The sequence below is a fragment of the Bacillus sp. FSL H8-0547 genome, from assembly GCA_038002745.1.
Lineage (GTDB): Bacteria > Bacillota > Bacilli > Bacillales > Bacillaceae > Bacillus_P.
The window spans coordinates 744,082-760,285 of the sequence record JBBODD010000001.1 but is presented as its reverse complement, the minus strand read 5'-3'; the positions used below and the strand labels follow the sequence as shown (position 1 = coordinate 760,285).

General features: G+C 45.0%; 11 protein-coding genes. 7 read left to right on the top strand and 4 right to left on the bottom strand.

The features are described 5' to 3' along the window. The first annotated feature begins 28 nt into the window (after nt 1–28). The 4 genes from MHB63_03790 (at nt 29) to MHB63_03775 (ending at nt 4,988) form a co-directional block, all read left to right on the top strand. Nucleotides 29–1,330 carry a sugar ABC transporter permease gene (locus MHB63_03790; GenBank protein ID MEK3805711.1) on the top strand — a complete coding sequence of 434 codons (1,302 nt, stop codon included), beginning with the start codon at nt 29–31 and terminating at the stop codon, nt 1,328–1,330. After that, nucleotides 1,330–2,166, top strand: a complete 837-nt coding sequence (locus MHB63_03785) for a sugar ABC transporter permease (protein MEK3805710.1) — start codon at nt 1,330–1,332, stop codon at nt 2,164–2,166. The genes MHB63_03790 and MHB63_03785 overlap by 1 nt, the downstream gene beginning before the upstream one ends. Nucleotides 2,167–2,270: 104 nt before the next feature. Continuing rightward, nucleotides 2,271–3,806, top strand: a complete 1,536-nt coding sequence (locus MHB63_03780) for an alpha-amylase family glycosyl hydrolase (GenBank protein MEK3805709.1) — start codon at nt 2,271–2,273, stop codon at nt 3,804–3,806. 135 nt (nt 3,807–3,941) lie between these two features. Beyond that, the gene (locus MHB63_03775) at nt 3,942–4,988 is read left to right on the top strand and encodes a LacI family DNA-binding transcriptional regulator (protein ID MEK3805708.1); all 1,047 of its coding nucleotides are present in this window, start codon (nt 3,942–3,944) and stop codon (nt 4,986–4,988) included. A gap of 43 nt (nt 4,989–5,031) precedes the next feature. Here MHB63_03775 and MHB63_03770 read toward each other — a convergent pair whose 3' ends face one another. Continuing rightward, nucleotides 5,032–7,416 carry a penicillin acylase family protein gene (locus MHB63_03770; protein ID MEK3805707.1) on the bottom strand — a complete coding sequence of 795 codons (2,385 nt, stop codon included), beginning with the start codon at nt 7,414–7,416 and terminating at the stop codon, nt 5,032–5,034. A 133-nt stretch (nt 7,417–7,549) separates the two neighbouring features. Between MHB63_03770 and MHB63_03765 the strand changes: the two genes are divergently transcribed. From MHB63_03765 to MHB63_03755, 3 genes are all read left to right on the top strand, one after another. Then, nucleotides 7,550–8,485 carry a nucleoside hydrolase gene (locus MHB63_03765; protein ID MEK3805706.1) on the top strand — a complete coding sequence of 312 codons (936 nt, stop codon included), beginning with the start codon at nt 7,550–7,552 and terminating at the stop codon, nt 8,483–8,485. A 126-nt stretch (nt 8,486–8,611) separates the two neighbouring features. Further along, a complete protein-coding gene (locus MHB63_03760; GenBank protein MEK3805705.1) occupies nt 8,612–12,841 on the top strand; it encodes a tetratricopeptide repeat protein in 4,230 nt (1,409 codons plus the stop codon). Nucleotides 12,842–13,107: 266 nt separating this feature from the next. Then, nucleotides 13,108–14,043 carry a manganese-dependent inorganic pyrophosphatase gene (locus MHB63_03755; GenBank protein ID MEK3805704.1) on the top strand — a complete coding sequence of 312 codons (936 nt, stop codon included), beginning with the start codon at nt 13,108–13,110 and terminating at the stop codon, nt 14,041–14,043. A 49-nt stretch (nt 14,044–14,092) separates the two neighbouring features. Here the strand turns inward: MHB63_03755 and MHB63_03750 are convergent, their stop codons facing one another. The 3 genes from MHB63_03750 to MHB63_03740 all read right to left on the bottom strand — a co-directional run bounded on the left by MHB63_03750 (nt 14,093) and on the right by MHB63_03740 (nt 16,141). Beyond that, a complete protein-coding gene (locus MHB63_03750; GenBank protein MEK3805703.1) occupies nt 14,093–14,227 on the bottom strand; it encodes a YjcZ family sporulation protein in 135 nt (44 codons plus the stop codon). A 175-nt stretch (nt 14,228–14,402) separates the two neighbouring features. After that, nucleotides 14,403–14,588 (bottom strand): hypothetical protein, encoded by a 186-nt coding sequence (locus MHB63_03745; protein MEK3805702.1) that lies wholly within the window; start codon nt 14,586–14,588, stop codon nt 14,403–14,405. A gap of 683 nt (nt 14,589–15,271) precedes the next feature. Continuing rightward, nucleotides 15,272–16,141, bottom strand: coding sequence for an SDR family oxidoreductase (locus MHB63_03740; GenBank protein ID MEK3805701.1), 870 nt, complete (start codon nt 16,139–16,141; stop codon nt 15,272–15,274). Nucleotides 16,142–16,204 lie beyond the last annotated feature (63 nt).

The following is a 16,204-nucleotide window of genomic DNA, read 5'->3' as shown; positions in this document are numbered from 1 at the left end:
TTCATACAACGTGAGGAGGCCTGGCATAATGCGCGGACCAGCAAGAATAGGTGCATTACTATCGCTTTTATTAATGGGGCTTGGACAGATTTACCACCGTCAATATTTAAAGGGTATCCTTTTTATCCTTTTGGAAGTTTATCTTCTCGTTTTTTGGTCACTGCCTTTCAGATATGCAATGTGGGGTCTGACAACTCTTGGAGACACACCTCAGTCAAGAAATGGATTCGAAGTTGTTCAGGGCGATCACTCAATCTTCCTGATGATCGAAGGAATTATCTTCTTAATTTCATTCATTTTGTTCCTGTGGGTTTACTACTTGAACGTGCGCGATGCCTATAAAGTCGGCAAAGCACGCGAACGCGGCATTAAGCCTAACACAACTAAGCAAACGCTTGCCAACGTATGGGAGAACGGATTCCCTTACATTCTGTTAACACCTTCTATTCTATTTACAATGTTCCTTACCATTCTTCCGCTCCTGTTCGGAGTTATGATTGCTTTTACAAACTACTCCGGTCCAAACCACTTGCCGCCGAAGGCGCTTGTTGACTGGGTAGGCTTTGATACATTCCTTAACCTTTTCCAGCTGAAGACATGGAGCACAACGTTCTACGGAGTATTCGGATGGACGGTTCTATGGGCGATTCTTTCTACAGCAACAACCTTCTTCCTTGGTCTTGTGTTTGCTGTTCTGATCAACCACAAAGGAATTAAACTTAAGCGCTTATGGCGCTCGATCTACATTCTGCCTTGGGCTATTCCGCAGTTTGTCAGCATTTTGATTATGAGAAACATCTTCAACGGAGAATTCGGTCCGCTGAATCAATACTTAAGAGCACTTGGTCTTGAAGCGATTCCATGGCTTTCTGATCCGATGTGGGCAAAAGTGACGCTTGTCACAGTTAACATGTGGTTTGGATTCCCGTTCTGGATGGTTCTGATGAGCGGTGTCATGACTACAATTGATAAAGAAATGTTTGAAGCGGCAGATGTTGACGGAGCAACTCCATGGAGCAAGTTCTGGAAAATCACTATGCCGATCGTCATGTTCTCAACGGCTCCGCTGCTTATCATGAGCTTTGCAGGAAACTTCAATAACTTCAACATTATCTATCTATTAACGCAGGGTAATCCTGTAAATGTTGAATACAGCTATGCCGGCTCTACAGATATCCTGATCAGCTGGATTTACAAAATGACGCTTGAGCAGAGCCAGTTTGCTACAGCTTCGGTTGTATCCATCCTCATCTTTATCGTAGTAGCAACTCTTTCTATCTGGAACTTCAGAAAAACAAAAGCCTTCAAGGAAGAGGATATGTTGTCATGATGAATAAAAAACTAACTGATAAACTCGTCGTAGGCGTTATATATGCCATTTTAATCCTAACAGCTATTGCAGTGCTGTATCCTGTGTATTTCATTATTATCGGGTCACTGAATCCAGGGGATTCTCTTTTCAAAACAAAGCTGATTCCAGAGGCGCTTACACTGGATCATTACCGCTATCTGTTTGAAGAAACAAAGTATCTGACATGGTATAAGAACACATTTAAAATTGCCTTTTTCAACATGCTCATCTCAACATTCCTTGTTGTAACGGCAGCATATGCATTTTCGCGCTTCCGTTTCCCGGGACGCAAGCAGGGTCTTATGGCCATGCTCGTTCTTCAGATGTTCCCAAGCTTCATGGGGATGATCGCCATATACATTCTTCTGCTTCAAATTGGCCTTTTGGACAATCACTGGGGTCTGATTCTTGTTTACGCCGGCGGATCCATTCCGTTTGGTGCATGGCTGGTTAAAGGTTACTTTGACGGTCTGCCAAGAAGTCTTGAAGAGGCAGCGAAGATTGACGGAGCGAGCCATACAACGATTTTCTTTAAAATCATGATGCCGCTTTCTAAACCGATCCTTGTTTTTATCGCTGTTAATAACTTTATCGGTCCATGGATGGACTTCATCTTTGCCCGTTTGATCCTTCGTTCGAATGAAAATAAAACACTTGCCGTTGGATTGTTCGAATTTGTTACAGGCAGAACAAGCACTCAGTTTACGACCTTTGCAGCAGGAGCTGTACTGGTAGCCGTTCCAATTACGATTTTGTTCTTGATCTTCCAGAAGTATATCGTTGAAGGACTGACTGCAGGAGCAAATAAAGGATAAGCAGGAGAACGATTTCATATTGAAATCACCTTAACAGTTTAATAGTCTTATGTGTAAAGCTGTCCGGTTCCGGGCAGCTATTACGCAGTAAGGGGGGCATAGGGATGTTTAAACGGTTTATAAAAGGACTAGTCATCCCTTTTCTTCTTCTATCAGCATTCCCGGCGTCTCATGCCGGTGCTGAAAAGAAGGAGGAAAATCGTTCTTGGCAGGATGAAAGTATGTATTTTATCATGGTGGACCGCTTCCATAATGGCGACACGTCCAATGATTTTGAAGCAGATCCGAAAAATCCGAAAGCCTATCACGGAGGGGACCTGAAAGGAATCATTGACAAGCTTGATTACATTCAGGAAATGGGCTTTACGTCTATCTGGCTGACTCCTGTGTTCGATAATGAAGAAGGCGGCTATCATGGCTACTGGATCCGCGATTTCAAGAACGTTGATGAAAACTTTGGAACACTTGAAGAGTTTAAGACGCTCGTAAAAGAAGCGCACAAACGCGACATGAAAGTGATGCTTGATTTTGTAGTCAATCATACCGGCTATAAGCATCCGTGGGTAAATGATTCGGACAAAAAAGACTGGTTTCATGAAAAAAAGGACATTGCCAACTGGCAAAACCAAGAGGAAGTAGAAAATGGCTGGCTTTTCGGTCTGCCTGATCTGAATACGGAAAATCCGGAAACGAAAGCGTTTTTGATAGACGCTGCAAAATGGTGGATTACGGAGACAGACATTGACGGCTATCGCCTTGATACAGTCCGTCACGTCCCAAAAGCATTCTGGGAAGAGTTTTCCAGGGAAGTAAAATCAGTCAAAAGCGACTTCTTTTTAATGGGAGAGGTCTGGGATAAGGACCCGAAGTATGTTGCGGGGTATACGGAAGCAGGACTTGATTCTGTTGTAGACTACCCGTTTTATGAGGATGCTTCCAAAGTGTTTTCCAATACAGGAGGCACTGCAGGAATGCTTGCAAATGTTTTTAAAAGAAATCAGGTTCTGTACAAGGATCCATTTGTTTTAGGCAATTTTATTGATAATCATGATAACGAACGATTTACGAGAAAAGCTCTTGTCAATAAACAGAATCCGGTTACCCGTATTAAAATGGCGCTGACATACATGTACGCTGCACCGGGCATGCCGATTGTGTATTACGGAACTGAAATTGCGATGGACGGAGGCAATGATCCGGATAATCGCAGAATGATGAATTTCCGTGCAAATGATGAACTCATAAAATATGTTTCAAAGCTTGGAAAGGTCCGAAATGAATTTCCTTCTCTCAGAAGAGGAGAGATGGAAGTGCTGTTTGATGAAAAGGGCATGACCATTTTCAAGCGGACATACAAAGGTGAAACAACGGTGGTTGCCGTAAACAATACCGAAGAATCAAGAACGGCTGTTGTTCCGGCTGATGCTCTCTCTGAAGGTAAAGAACTGAACGGGCTTTTAACCGGGGACAGTACCGAAGAGAAAAACGGGGAGTACGAATTTATTCTCGACAGAGAGACTGCTGAAATCTATGAGACTGTTGAAAAAACAGGACCGAATATTCCGCTGATCAGTGTATTTATAGCCGTTCCCGCATTATTTGCAGGATTTTTGTACCGGAACAGAAGGAAGAAAGCATAGGGGAAATCTTTCCCCTTTTTACAGAAAAGATTTGAATGCGGTTACAGTATTGTAGCTTTAAAGCATTCGTGATAGATTAAATGATACTTATCCGGAGAAGAAAATCTCCGATCATGCCAGTAAGAGAGGGATGGGATTGTGGCAACAATAAAAGATGTCGCAAAGTTAGCAAATGTAGCTCCATCAACAGTTTCGAGAGTGATTGCTAATAACCCGCGTATAAGTGAAAAAACAAAAGAGAGAGTTAGAGAAGCGATGAGTGAGCTTGGGTATCATCCCAATTTCATTGCCAGAAGTCTTGCCAATCAGTCAACCCAGGCAATCGGCATCGTGATTCCGGGTTCTGCTGACAAAGCGTTCTTAAATCCATTCTTTCCTGAAGTTATCCGCGGCATAAGCAAAGGAGCCCATCAAAAACATTATGCTCTGCATATGTCGACGGGTGAAACGGACGCTGAAATTATGGAGGGCGTCGTGCAAATGGTTGAAGGGAAACGGGTAGACGGCATCATTCTCCTGTATTCTCAAGTAGACGATAAGCTGACTAAATATCTTCTCAGAAAAAAATTCCCGTTTGTCATTGTCGGCAAGCCATTTAAAGATGTCGAGCACATTACGCATGTAGACAATGATAACTACCGTGCAGCGAAGGAAGTTACGGATCATCTGATTCAGCTTGGCCATGAGCGGGTTGCGTTCATCGGGGGAAATCTCAAGCTTGTCGTAACGGTCGAGCGCCTTTTGGGATATGAAAAAGCGATACGCAACGCAGGCCTTGTTTACCGTGATGATTACATCATCCACGCACAGTTTTTAAAAGAGGGCGGGCAGGCAGCCGTTCAGGAACTGTTTAACCTGGATGAGCCTCCAACAGCTCTTGTCGTAGCAGACGATCTGATGGCTCTTGGGGTGCTGAACACCCTTGATGATATGGGCATTAATGTTCCGAATGATGTATCTGTTGTATCATTCAATAATGTTATGCTTTCTGAAGTGTCAAGACCGCCGCTTACAACCGTTGATATCAATATTTTTCAATTAGGCTATGAAGCTTCCAAGCATGTCATTCAGCTGGTGGAAGATCCGATGGACCCGATCAAGCGCATTATCATCCCGCATAAGCTGATGAAGCGTCAATCATGCAGAGAATACGTTCCTGCAAAAAAAACAACGATAATCTAAACAAAAACGGCCTTCAGGGCCGTTTTTGTTTCATCTGCTGTATTCAGCCGCCCGGCACAAGCACAAGCGTCTTTTTCCCCTCGGCCTTTTTAATATCTGTCACATGATAGGTTCCATTTACCCAATCATCAAGCTGATCTTTGTACCATTCACTCTTAACATGCCCTGACTGGCCAGGCCCTACAATATGGTGGCCTTTGCCGAGATCAGCTGCATCGATGACAAACCGCCATGAAGCTCCGTGATTCACTGTGCCTTCCGCGTTATAGTTTGCAGCCTGCACTGTAATTTGGCTGCCTCCGACAGGCACAGGATTTTCCCTGTTAAAAAGCCACTTTAGAACAGGTGAAGCGGAAGAAAGCGGATGGGCGAAATAAAGCTGATGATACTCACCCCATTTCCAGCTGTCAGGATCATTGCCGTATTTTTCTTGAATCAGACTGACGGTATCCTGAAAAGAAGCGAGAAGAACCTGCTGGAATCCGCCCTGATCTGTAAACCACTTAGATTCATCCCCGTTCAAAGCCCGCCTTAAGAGTTCATCCGTTATCCCCTGTTTCCCTTCAAATAAATCATCCATTTTCTTCGGAATGGAATCTTCAAACAGCACGGCTGGAATCTGCTTCATCCATAAATGAAACAAAAGGGGTGCCGCAAGCTCTTTATCGTCAGTCATATTCCAGCTGCCAAGCAGGTCCGCTGCTGCTTGTTCGGTTTCATTTAAACCAGCCGTTTCAAGCTGTTCAAGAAGGGGCTTTAAAAATTCTTCAGCATACAGATTTTTCTTGTCCATTTGAAGGTCTTTCATATCCTGAAGGGAAAACTTCTCTTTGGACTCCAATACTTCCTTTATTCTCATATACCTGTACGGCTGTGCCCAATGATGGCTGATGTGATATGGGTAGTCATCGCCGATCACTTTATTGTTTGCGGTGGCAGCAAATCCTTCCTTGGGGTTAACAGTCCTCGGGAGCTCATCATATGGAATAAATCCTTCCCATTCGTATTCATCTGTCCATCCCGGAACAGGCAGCATGCCGTCGCCTTTTTTGCGGATCGGAATTTTCCCGTTTGCTTTGTAGGCAATCGTTCCGTCTTTGCCGGCAAACACAAAGTTTTGGGTCGGAACGTGAAAGTCGGCAAGTGCCCGCTCAAATTCATCCCAGTTTTTCGCTTTATTCATCGAAAGAACTGCCTGAAATTCGGTTGACGGCATAAGGGCCGTCCATTTCATTGCAAGCGCTGTGTCTTTCTTTGAATCATGGGCAAAATCCGAAATGATCGGACCGTGTCTCGTTTCTACTACTTCATAATCAATCGTTTTTCCGTCTTTTACAGCAATCGGTTCTTTTATGACAGCGGCATCCTCATAGCTTCCGTTGTATAAAAATTGGTTCGGGTTTTCAGGATTGCGTTTTTCGATATATAAATCCTGCACATCAGGGCCGGTATTTGTCACACCCCATGCGATGTCTTCATTATGACCTAGAATAATCCCCGGAACTCCCGCAAAAATAACGCCGCTTACATTCATGTTCTCATTTTGCAGATGCATCTGATACCAGATGGACGGAGTGCCGAGCGAAAGGTGGGGATCGTCTGCAAGCATCGGTTTGCCGCTTTCACTCTTTTCTCCGCTTATTACCCAGTTGTTGCTTCCGTTAAATTCCGGCGGTATAACGGCAGAAGCAAATCCAGTTTCAATATCTAAATCCGAATCTTTGTAGGAAGAGATGATTTCAGGTGCATTCTTTGGATACGTTGGGAAAAGGTCCAGTGCTTTTTCTTCCGGCAGGTTTTCCATGGCCCAGTAGCGGAAGGCCTGTCCAGACCAGTGGCCGCCGAGATCAAAGGCCATATATTTCCCTATCGTCAGGGAATCAGCGGGCGTCCATTCAGCTGGTTCGTAGCCCAGTATCCTGAATTCAAACGGCAGTTTTCCCTCAGCCTCCGCCTCTTTGATGAAGGCATTCACACCGTCTGCAAACCATTGCATCGCCTTTTTTGATGTCTCATCGTAAATTGGATAGGACGCCTCAGCTGCTCTTCTAAGTCCGAGTGTCCTGAAAAACTTGTCTCTTTCGATGGCTGCTTCCCCAACGACTTCGCTGAGTGTTCCGGATGCCTGCCTTCTGCTTAAATCCATTTGAAAAAGTCTGTCCTGTGCCTGAACATAGCCCTGAGCTGTGTAGAGATCTTGATCAGATCCGGCGAGGATATGGGGAACACCATGCGTATCCCTTGTGACGTACACCTCTGCCGAAAGACCTGAAACGGATAATTCTCCAGATAAAACAGGAAGGCTTCTGCTTATGTAAAGGTTTACAAAAACCAGGACTCCAGTAATCAAAAACAGCAGTCCTATCGTTCCGATCCAAATTCCCTTCTTTTTACCTGCCATCCCTCTGCGCGGTACCTGTGCTTCCATTTTCTCACTCCCAATATGATTTAAGAACTATATACCACCTGGTTCACCAAAAACCCTTTGGATAAAATAGGAATTCTCTAAACGGCTTTTCCTTCATATAGTGAACTATCAAATGGAAAAAGGTGACTGATGCATGAAAAAACTTCTGCTGTTTGCCGACCCCGGCATTGATGACTCGCTTGCGATTATTTATGCTTTGCTGCACCCTGACATAAAACTGCTTGGAATTGTCACAAGTTTCGGCAATGTCTCAAAGCAGCAGGCAACAGAGAATACTGCCTATCTGCTGAAACTTGCAGGGAGAGAAGATATCCCGGTCATTGAAGGGGCTACCTTCCCGTTAAGCGGTGAATTGTCTGTCTACTATCCGGAAATACACGGCGCGGAAGGACTCGGGCCAATCAGGCCTCCAAAAGGAATCAGGGTGAATCTAAAAAGGTTTTCCCATGTATTTGAACTGATTGAAAAACACCCTGATCTGACGATTGCCGATATCGGCAGGCCCACATCGCTTGCCCATGCCTTCAATTTAAACCTTGAAAGGCTGCAGCAGGTGAACGATATATTCAGCATGGGCGGCGCCTTTTTTGTGCCCGGAAACGTCACGGCGCTTGCTGAAGCAAATTACCACGGGGATCCTGTCGCCGCAAATGTTGTCCTTAACTATGCAAAAAGTGTCCATATCGCGCCCCTCAATGTGACGGACCGGGCCATCGTAACGAGAGAGACTGCCGCGTACATCGATTCCATTTCAAAAAATCCGTTTAAAGCATTGATTCCGTCTGTAACGAATTATTATTCAGACGCTTATGCGAAGCTTAGGCCGCACCAGAATGGTCCATCGATCCACGACGCCTTTGCCATCTACTTTATGATGAATCAGGAAAAAATTTATTCTGTCAAAAAAACCGTTTCTGTTTGTGTTTTGGGAGATGCAAGAGGAATGAGCTTTGCCGATTTCCGTAATCACCTCACCCCGCCTGGCGCGAAACATACCATTGCACTGAATTTTAACTATCAGGATTTTCTGACTGATTTCATCAAAGTCATGGCATCCGAAATCAACTGAATATCTTCTGCCAGAACCCGCTTTCATGCGGGTTTTTTTTGCATGGAAAAATGGATTGCAAAAGCACCGGAACAGAGTATAGTTACCTTATAAAGCGTTTTACAAACTAACGGGCGAGGGGTAAAAATGAATCTATCATACATAGAGGAAATGCTTGAAAAGCAAGAATACAAGGCGGCAGTTTCTCACTTTTCAGAGGCGTATCAGGAAATGGCAGCGAAAAATAGTCTGACAGCTTTCAAATCTTTTATCCGCTGCGGCAGCAATGAAAAGGAAATGAAGGAATTGCTGATTGCAGCAGAGGAAAGCCTGATGGATCAGCTGAGCTCCATTATGATTCGGGATATGTACCGGACGGCTCCTTCTCCGCAGACGGCCATCTGGTACAGCGAACAGCTTGCGGATGAACACAAGCTGATTGAGGCAGAAGAGCTGCTTGTTCAGGTTGAGAAACAGGAGCTGACAGAGGAACTGAGAGAAAAGCTCTCTTTTTCCATGGCGACAGTTCTCATGCAGATGAGAAGGCTTGGGGCAGCCTATGAGTATATGAAAAAATGTGAAGCGCTGGCGAAGGACGGCATGAATACAAGGTGGGGCTATTACTACCTACAAAGCGGTGACTGGGACAAGGCTGTTTCCCTTCTTGAAGCGGGGAAGAAGGATAAGAAAGACGGTGTGATTGCCCGTTTGCTTCTCGTTCAGCATGATGCTCTTCAAGGGGAGGCTGTACGTGCACAGCGTGAGCTTGACGAAGCGATTGCCCTGTACCCCGATTACCCAAAACTTCTTATTGAAAAAATCAGGCTTTGTTCAAAGCAAAAGAAGTGGAAAGAGATGCGGGAGACAATTCAGCGGCTGAATGAGCTTACCCCATACCACGATTACAAGAAAATGACCGAATACTACACGGCCGAATCCCATTACGGGGAAGAAGATTTTGATGTTCTTGTATCTTACTTAAACAAACACAGCCATTTTAAAGAGAAGTCCTATTTTAAGCATTTTAAAAAAGAAGGCAGCTTTAAAAAGAAAAATACCGCTTATAAACCGGTCGTGCAGAAGTACAACTATTGTGTTCCTGCCTGTGCAGAGATGGTTTTCAGCATGTACGGGAAAACCGTAAAACAGGATGAGATTGCCGAATCCATTTTTGCCGTAAACGGATCAAAGCTTTCTAAGATGATTGCTTATTTTAAAGAAAAAGAATTCCGGTGCACGTATTTTTTTGGAAACGAAGAGGTATTTAAAGAGCTGCTTGACCGTGATATAGCCATTATGGTTAATATTGATTACCCTACGGCGTCCCATGTTCAATTGATTGTCGGGTATGATGACAGACTTCAGGTTTTTCACGTGCAGGACCCAAACAACAGATATACGCACGAGCTGATGTATCAAGATCTGCAGCGCGAATTTGGAAACAATGGTGCGTTATCGCTTGCCATTTCTCCAATGGGACACTCAAACCTGTCCGGCCTTCTGCCTGATCACGTACATGAGATGTCTGAAAAACTTTTCACTTTGACCGAAATTTTTCATAAGGAACTCAGCCGTGAAGATCAGGATTTCCTGAAAGAGAATATCGGGCACATGGCCGTGTCCGCCTATATCATGAAATACTTGCCGGGTGTTGTGGATGAAGAAATCTTAAGCGCAGCTGCAGAAGTCATTTCAAAGCATAAAGAACAGGCGGAATACCACAGTCTTACAGCCGCTATGGCCTATTACAGCGCAAAAAACAATGAACAGGCAGAAAGCTATTTGAACAGCACCAAGTCCCGCCATTATCCGGGGGTCTATTGGTTGACAAAAGGCAGAATCAGCTACGGTTCCGGGCAGTACGATGAAGCCTATTCGGCTTTTAAAGAAGCCCTGAAAAAAGAGCCTGAAGACCACGTGTTATGGACCTACCTGTCGATGGCAGCATTCAGCAGAAACCAGTCGGCAGAAGCGCTCAGGCTTTCTGAAATTGCAATGGATATTAACAGCCTGGATCTTTTCACAATCGTCAATCATTGCCTCCTTCTGCTTGAAGCAGACCGGCCGGAGGAGGCTAGAGGCCTGCTTCACGAATGCCTGAGGGAAAACAAAGATGACGGGTACGTCTGGCTTCAAAGGGCGAAATGCGACTTGGCCCTCGGCAAATACCGGGCGGCACTCCGCGGATTCCGGACCGCTGCTGCCCTTGATCCGGCTGAAGCAGAAGCATTTATTGAACTTGCGGACCTCTATGATTCCGTTTTTAAGGATGAGGAGAAGGCTCTAGGCGCTCTTGATCAGGGAATTCAAACAGCAGATGACAAGACAGAGCTTCTTCATGCAGCGGGCGTTATTCGGGAGAATCGAGAAGAGTATCAGCAGGCCAGGGAACTTTACAGCATGGCGGCTGCCCTTGATGAAAAGGACGCATTTTCACGGATTGCTCTGGCTGCTCTTTACAAAGAAGAAGGGGATACAGCCCGCTTCTTTAAAGAAATTCAGTCGCATTATGAAGCATTTCAGCATGACAGCGAGTTTCTCTTTAACGCCGGGAAACGGATGTTTGCTGCAAGCAGCGAAATGGATGAAAGCGAGGCTTTCGAAGAACTTGCTTTGTCCTATATGGAAAAAGCAATCTCCTTTGCTGACGAAAATGTGGAAGAGGCAATGGAAATCTATACGGGCATGATTGCTGAAACACCGCATTACCGGAGAGGCCTTGCGTTTTATGAACGTTTAAAAGGGAAAGTAAGCGAATCGGCCATTTTAGCCTATTCGGGCTATCTTCATGAACAGCAGGGCTCAATTGTTAAAGCAAGAAAATTATACCGGCAGGCTGCTGAAATCTGCGATGAAAAAGTTTTCACGTATTACCGGCTTGGCGAGGTTGCCTTAAAGCTTGAAGAGTACACGGAGGCGGAGCGTCATTATAAAAAAGTTCTCGAGCTGGATCCGAAACATGAACAGGCGATGCTCGACCTTGCATCAGTTGCAAACCGCAGAGAAGATAAGACTGCAGAAAAAGACTATCTCCTGTCCGCTTTCCATGTTGATCCTTACTGTATTTCAGCAGATGTTCTGCTGGATTTAATGGAAACAAAAGCAGAAGCAGAGTCCTTTAAACAGGACCTATTGAAGCTTGAAGGAACAGTGGAAGAGGCATTCCTTCACCATTCTCTCTCACATGTCTATGCAAAACTCGGCGATGCTGAGAAAGAGGAACAGCACCTCATGCAGGCTCTTGAACTTGATCCGGACCAATTGCAGGTGCAGCATCATTATGCAGCATTCCTTATCAGGCGCGGGAAAGCAAAAGAGGCAAAAGCTCTCCTGTACAAGCTGATCCATGATCATCCGGGTACAAGGAAGCTTTATGACACACTGATTGATTTGATGATTGAAACAAAGACGATACAAAAGCTTGAAGGAGAACTGAAAAAATGGAAGGTTTCTAATGAAGAAAAAAGCATCATTTTTATGCATGCGGCTCTTTCTTATGAAAGACACTTAAACGCTATGCAGGAAGCGTTCGAAGATGCTGAAAAGCAAAGGGGCTGGCTGAAGCGGATTACAGGTTTCTCAAAAGCGAGTTTAAAGCTTGGGCTTCTTATCCATTTATACGAAGAGGCAGTAAAACTGGACAGGGAGAACGGGACAGCGGTCAATTGGTTTGCTGATTGTTACCTCCAGCTTGGACTTAACGAGGATGCCATTAAAGTGCTGCAGCAATCACTGCGCCATTCATTTGAACCTGCCGCAGCCTATAAACTTGCAGGCCTTCTTGTTCAAGAAGCGGCTGCTGCAGGCGAAAAGAAAGCAGTCCGCTACCTGTCAGAAGCATGCGGTCTACTTGAAGCACTGATTGAGGACGAGGAAGATGCAGACTATTACAGTCTTCTTGGCATCGCCCTGCTTGAATTCGGAGACTTTGAAGAGGCAGAAGGTGCGTTTAAACGGGCTTTGGAAATTGATCCGGAAGTGGAAAAGGGACATTTCCATCTGGCAAGACTCTATACAGAAGATGAAAAATACCGGCAGGCGGAAGCTCACATCAGGCAGGCGATGGATGTCAGCCCTGACGACCACGACAATTACAATCAGCTTGGCCTCATATACAGACATCAATTCAAGTTGAAAGAAGCACTTGAAGCTGTTGAAGCGGCAATTGCACTTGAGCCTGAGGATCTTCTCTGTCTTTATAACAGAGCCTGCTATCTTGCCTCAATGAAACGGTTTAAAGAAGCCGCAGAACAGCTTGAGGCCCTGTATGAACTTGATGAAGACTTCATCTTCACGGAAATGGCCGAAGAGGATGAAGACCTCGATCCGCTGAAAGAAGCGGGATACTTCCCGGTGAATAAAGCAGCCGGCAGATAAACCTGTCCACTTGAAAAAGAGGGCGGTAAGCGGTCATAATAAAATGAAAATGCTTGAACCTCCAGTGGATTGTAGCGGAAGGCACTCCCCGCGGAAAGCAAGTGACTGGAGCGCAAGGGAACCGGTACAATTTAGAATTTCCAATGATCATAAAAGCAGCCTGACATTGAAATCAAAAACAACAATCCATTAAAGACATTTTTCTGTTAAAATAAGAGAATGCATGCTGATTCAGCAAAAACAGATAGAATAAAGGAGTTTTTCAGATGGAAAAAGTATTGATCTTTGGTCATAAAAACCCGGATACAGATACGATTTGCTCTGCAATTGCGTATGCTGATCTTAAAACAAAGCTAGGCATGAATGCAGAGCCTGTCCGCCTCGGAGAAATCAACGGCGAAACAGAATTTGCTCTGAATACATTTGGAGTTGACGTTCCAAGACTGATCGAAACAGCTGCGAATGAGACAAGCCAGGTCATTTTAGTCGACCATAACGAACGCCAGCAAAGTGTCAGTGACATTGAAAAAGTACACGTACTTGAGGTTATTGACCATCACCGCATCGCAAACTTTGAAACAAGCGATCCGCTTTATTACCGCGCGGAGCCTGTCGGATGCACAGCTACAATCCTGAACAAGATTTACAAAGAGAACGGCGTGAGCATTCCAAAAGAAATTGCGGGCCTTATGCTGTCTGCCATCATCTCTGATTCATTATTGTTTAAATCACCTACATGCACAGAGCAGGATGTAGCAGCTGCGCAAGAACTTGCAGCCATTGCCGGCGTGGATGCAGAAGTGTACGGACTTGATATGCTGAAAGCAGGAGCTGACCTCAGCGGCAAAACAGTTTCAGAACTCATTTCTCTTGATGCAAAAGAATTCTCAATGGGCGATTACAAAGTTGAGATTGCACAGGTAAATGCGGTAGACCCTAACGACATTCTTGTTCATAAAGAAGAAATCGAAGCGATGGTTTCAGCGGTTATCGCTGAAAAAGAATTGGACTTGTTCGTATTTGTCGTAACAGATATCCTGATCAATGATTCCGTTGCCATTGCTCTTGGCCGTGAAACACGAGCGGTAGAACAGGCATACGATGTAAAGCTTATTGATAACATGGCGGTGCTGAAAGGCGTTGTATCCCGCAAGAAACAAATTGTACCTGTCCTGACAGAAGTTTTAACAAACGCACTGTAAAATTTCATTTAAAAAAACGGCCTGCACTGCAAGCCGTTTTTTTGTGTTTTTAGCAGTAGCCAGGTCCAGGACCATAACCAGCGCCGCCGACAAAAGAAGCACCGATGATAATCAGCAAAATAAACAATACGATAATTAGCGCGAATCCATTATTGTATCCGCCGCCGCATCCATCTTTACTCATGGTTGTGTCTCCTCCAATCATGAAATCGTGAGCTTTTCTCTTGCTCAAATTTAGGGTATGCGGAAGAAAGAATTATGTTAGCCTATTTATCTATTGCTTACTGAACTCAGCTCATCAAAGACATTTCCAGCAGCACAAAAAGACCGGAGAAAAGAATCTCCGGCCTTGAAATCAGCTACTTATTAAATAAGCTTTTGACGCCGTGGAAAATCAAAACGAAAGAAAAAACTAAGATTGCTAAAACGCCAACGACTGTCGTAAACGGTGCTAGGCTTGCAAGGAATGTTCCGGCCAGCGGAAGTTCAACTAGAGCAAAGCCTGCAAGAATGGCTGCAAGGAATAAGAAAGTTAATCGATCCATCATTATCCCCTCCTTCCTAATACAGTATATGTAAGCGTTTTCTTAATAGTATAGGTCACATGCACATTTTCTTAAGAATATATAATTTGAAGACACGAAAAAAGCCCGTTTTGGATACGGGCTTTCTCTGCAGGCGGTAAACTTATGAGATTTTTCTAATTGTCAGGTCTAAATGGGTGATTCCGCTTTTCTTCATTGTCCAGCTCCATCGCTCAGCTCCTCTGTCAGAACGGAATCATCGCCAAAGGCAAAAAGCGCCTTTGCCGCTGTTTCCTTATCTGACTCCCGGAGCTAAACGAGCGATTCCGCTTTTCGTGGTGTCCAGCTCCATCGCCCAGCCCTTCCGTCAGAACAAAATCCCCCAAAAAGTCAAAACCGGACTTTTCGGGTGATTTCTTTTCTGCCTGTCAGGGCTAAACGGGCGATTCCGCTTTTCGTGGTGTCCAGCTCCATCGCCCAGCCCTTCCGTCAGAACAAAATCCCCCAAAAAGTCAAAACCGGACTTTTCGGGGGATTTCTTTTCTGCCTGTCAGGGCTAAACGAGCGATTCCGCTTTTCGTGGTGTCCAGCTCCATCGCCCAGCCCTTCCGTCAGAACAAAATCCCCCAAAAAGTCAAAACCGGACTTTTCGGGTGATTTCTTTTCTGCCTGTCAGGGCTAAACGGGCGATTCCGCTTTTCTTCTTAGCCGTTAATGATTTTACCACCGTTCACATGAATCATCTGTCCGGTGATGTAGCTTGAGTCGCTGCTTGCGAGGAATACGTAGCTTGGTGCAAGTTCATCAGGCTGTCCGGGGCGTCCCATTGGCGTGTCGGCGCCGAACTCTGAAACTTTTTCTGCATCAAACGTTGAAGGGATGAGCGGTGTCCAGATTGGACCCGGAGCTACGCCGTTTACCCGGATGCCTTTTTTCACAAGAGACATGGAAAGGGATCGTGTGAACGTCGTAATGGCACCTTTCGTGGCTGAATAATCAATCAGCTGTTCGTTTCCTGCATAAGCTGTGATGGATGAAGTGTTGATGATGCTGCTTCCTTGCTTCAGATGGGGAAGGGCTGCTTTTGTCATATAGAAGAAAGAGAAAATATTTGTTTTGAATGTGCGTTCAAGCTGCTCTTTTGTAATTTCCTCAATGCCAGCCTGCGGATGCTGCTCGGCGGCATTGTTGACAAGAATGTCAATTTTGCCGAACTTGCTGACTGTTTCGTTTACGACCTGTGCGCAAAAAGCTTCATCTCCGATATCTCCGGGAATAAGCAGGCACTGTCTGCCTTCCTGCTCCACAAGGCGCTTCGTTTCATTCGCATCATCGTGTTCATCCAAATAGGAGATAACGACATCTGCGCCCTCTCTTGCATAATGAACGGCTACCGATCGTCCGATGCCTGAATCACCGCCTGTGATAATCGCTGTTTTATTCGAAAGCTTGCCGCTGCCTTTATAGTCATGGCTGTCAAACTCCGGTTTTGGGTTCATCTGATTTTCGTGCCCGGGCTGCACATCCTGATGCTGTGCAGGCATCGTTTTATTTGTTTGGCTGTTTTGGCTCATTTACAATCCCTCCAGGTTTTGATCACGTTTAGTATGGTGAAAAATCCGATAAGTATGTTGGAC

What these genes read in the sequence shown, in the direction of transcription:
- MHB63_03790 (MEK3805711.1), top strand. Translation starts at nt 29, where the DNA reads ATGCGCGGACCAGCAAGAATAGGTGCATTACTATCGCTTTTATTAATG.
- MHB63_03765 (MEK3805706.1), top strand. Translation starts at nt 7,550, where the DNA reads ATGAAAAAACTTCTGCTGTTTGCCGACCCCGGCATTGATGACTCGCTT.
- MHB63_03750 (MEK3805703.1), bottom strand. Translation starts at nt 14,227, where the DNA reads ATGAGTAAAGATGGATGCGGCGGCGGATACAATAATGGATTCGCGCTA.
- MHB63_03780 (MEK3805709.1), top strand. Translation starts at nt 2,271, where the DNA reads ATGTTTAAACGGTTTATAAAAGGACTAGTCATCCCTTTTCTTCTTCTA.
- MHB63_03740 (MEK3805701.1), bottom strand. Translation starts at nt 16,141, where the DNA reads ATGAGCCAAAACAGCCAAACAAATAAAACGATGCCTGCACAGCATCAG.
- MHB63_03770 (MEK3805707.1), bottom strand. Translation starts at nt 7,416, where the DNA reads ATGGAAGCACAGGTACCGCGCAGAGGGATGGCAGGTAAAAAGAAGGGA.
- MHB63_03785 (MEK3805710.1), top strand. Translation starts at nt 1,330, where the DNA reads ATGAATAAAAAACTAACTGATAAACTCGTCGTAGGCGTTATATATGCC.
- MHB63_03755 (MEK3805704.1), top strand. Translation starts at nt 13,108, where the DNA reads ATGGAAAAAGTATTGATCTTTGGTCATAAAAACCCGGATACAGATACG.
- MHB63_03745 (MEK3805702.1), bottom strand. Translation starts at nt 14,588, where the DNA reads ATGGATCGATTAACTTTCTTATTCCTTGCAGCCATTCTTGCAGGCTTT.
- MHB63_03760 (MEK3805705.1), top strand. Translation starts at nt 8,612, where the DNA reads ATGAATCTATCATACATAGAGGAAATGCTTGAAAAGCAAGAATACAAG.